Origin of the sequence: Myxococcus sp. AM011, from assembly GCF_013372595.1 — a bacterium.
GTDB lineage: Bacteria > Myxococcota > Myxococcia > Myxococcales > Myxococcaceae > Myxococcus > Myxococcus eversor.
Genome location: NZ_JABXEM010000509.1, coordinates 1 through 2340, shown reverse-complemented (window position 1 = coordinate 2340; position 2340 = coordinate 1). Strand labels below are relative to the sequence as shown.

At 66.8% G+C, this 2340-nt stretch carries 1 protein-coding gene; it reads right to left on the bottom strand.

Annotated elements, in window-relative coordinates; genetic code table 11:
- Positions 1-2340, bottom strand: a 2340-nt coding sequence (locus HUW62_RS46800) for a condensation domain-containing protein (protein ID WP_176438142.1), incomplete at both ends; no start/stop codon positions are given.

The following is a 2340-nucleotide window of genomic DNA, read 5'->3' as shown; positions in this document are numbered from 1 at the left end:
CGTAGCCGTTGACGAGGACGTGGCCCGAAGGGATGCGAGCGAGATGCTCGCGGACGCGGGACGGCGGAAGGACGTCACCACCGGCGAGGACCTGGCGGACACCGGCAAGCGCAACGGGCTGAGTGGCGACCATCTGCTCGAAGAGAGCAGCGGTGAGCCAGAGGGAAGAGATTCCCTCGCGGACGAGCAGCGAGCCCAGCTCTTCCAAAGACAGCGAGTGAGGAGGAGCGAGGACGAGCTTGGAGCCGTGGAGGAGGGCGCCCCAGATTTCGAGGGTGGAGGCGTCGAAGGCGACGGGGGCGGCGTGGAGCCAGACGTCGGAGGCTCCGAAGGAGATGAAGGAAGAAGAGACGAGGCGAGTGACGCCGCGGTGAGGGACGCAGACACCCTTGGGCTCGCCCGTGGAGCCGGAGGTGAACATGACGTAGGCGAGGTCATCCCCCGTCACGGCACCTGCGAGAGGAGAAGAGGGCAGCCGCGCGATGCGAGAAGCCTCCTCATCGATGACGAGGAGGACGGCGCCGAAGGCCGGCAAGTCGTCGACGACGTCGGAGTGGGAGAGGACGACGCCCGCAGCGGACTCGCGAAGGACGAAGGCGAGACGCTCGGAAGGCCAGGCCTTGTCGAGAGGGACGTAGGCGGCCCCCGCCTTGAGGATGGCGAGGAGGGAGACGATGAGGTCCGCGGAGCGATCAAGGCGGACAGCGACGCGAGAGCCCGGAAGCACACCCAACGAGCGCAGGTAGTGAGCGAGCTGGTTGGAGCGCGAGTCGAGCTGGGCGTAGGAGAGCGACTCCTCGCCGGAGACGACCGCTACAGCGTCGGGCGAGCGAGCAGCCTGCTGAGCGAAGAGGGAGTGAATGGACGCGTCGCGCGGGTAGGCGGACGTGGTGCCGGTCCACCCGGTGAGCACCTGCTGCTTCTCGGGGGCGGACAGCAGGGAAAGCGCGCTCAGCGATTGCTCGGGCTGAGAGACCGCGGCCTCGAGCAGCACGGAGAAGTGACGGAGCAGTCCCTGCATCGACTCCGCGTCGAAGAGGTCGGTGTTGTAGTTGAGAACACCCGACAGTTGCTCCGCCTCATCGAACAGGAGGCTGAAGTCATACTTCGAGGTGTTGATCTCCGCCTGAATCGGCTTGAGCACCAGTCCGGACAGCGCGAGTGACGCCTCGGGGGCGTTCTGGAGCGTCAGTGTGACCTGGAAAAGAGGGCTACGACTGAGGTCGCGCTGAGGCTGGAGTTCCTCGACGAGCTTCTCGAAGGGGACGTCCTGGTGCTCGTAGGCGGCCAGCGTGGACAGGCGCACCTGCTCCAGCAGTTCACGGAAGGACTGGCTGCGATTGATGCGAGCCCGGAAGACGAGCGTGTTGACGAAGAAACCGATGAGGCCTTCGGTTTCAGCGCGGTTGCGATTGGCGATGGGCGAGCCAACGGAGATGTCGTCCTGGCCCGAGTAACGAGAGAGCAGGAGCTGGAAGGACGCCAGCAGCACCATGAAGGGCGTGGCGCCCTCACGCTGGGCAAGGGTCCTCACTGCCTGCGTCAGTTCACGCGACAGCTCGATAGGCAGCACCGCGCCGCGATACGTCTGAACGGCGGGCCGAGGCCTGTCGGTGGGCAGCTCGAGCGAAGTAGCGGCCCCGGCGAGTTGGGTGCGCCACCAGTCGATTTCCGAGGCGAGGACGTCGCCCTGGAGCCACTGTCGCTGCCAGACGGAGAAGTCGGCGTACTGGATGGGCAGAGGCGCGAGCTGGGCGGCCTCGCCACCGGAGAACTGGCGGTAGAACGCCGCCAGCTCGCGGACCATGACGGCGATGGACCAACCGTCGGACGCGATGTGGTGGACGGTGACGAGCAGCAGATGCTGCGCCTCATCGAGGCGGACGAGCGACGTGCGGACGACGGGGCCACGAGCCAGGTCGAACGGACGCAGGGCTTCGGCCGAAGCCAGACGTTGGGCCTCTGCATCGCGCTCCTGCTCGGGCAAGGACGAGAGGTCGACGAGAGGCATCTCCAGCAGGAAGTCCTGCTGGATGAGCTGAACGGGCTGGCCTTCGTGAACGGAGAAGCGGGTGCGCAGGGCCTCGTGGCGCTGAGTCAGCGCACGGAGGGACTGGAGCAGCGGCTCCGAGTTGAGTGCGCCGGAGAGCTTGAGGACCCAGGGGATGTTGTAGGTGGACGTGCCGGGCTGGAGCTGGTCGAGGAACCAGAGGCGCTGCTGGGCGAAGGAGAGGGGTAGCGGCTGGGCACGGTCGACAGGGACGAGTGCCGGCTGGCGAGACGAGGAGCCGTGGAGCAGCTCCAGACGCTCGGAGAGAAGCGCGACGGTGGGAGAAGAGA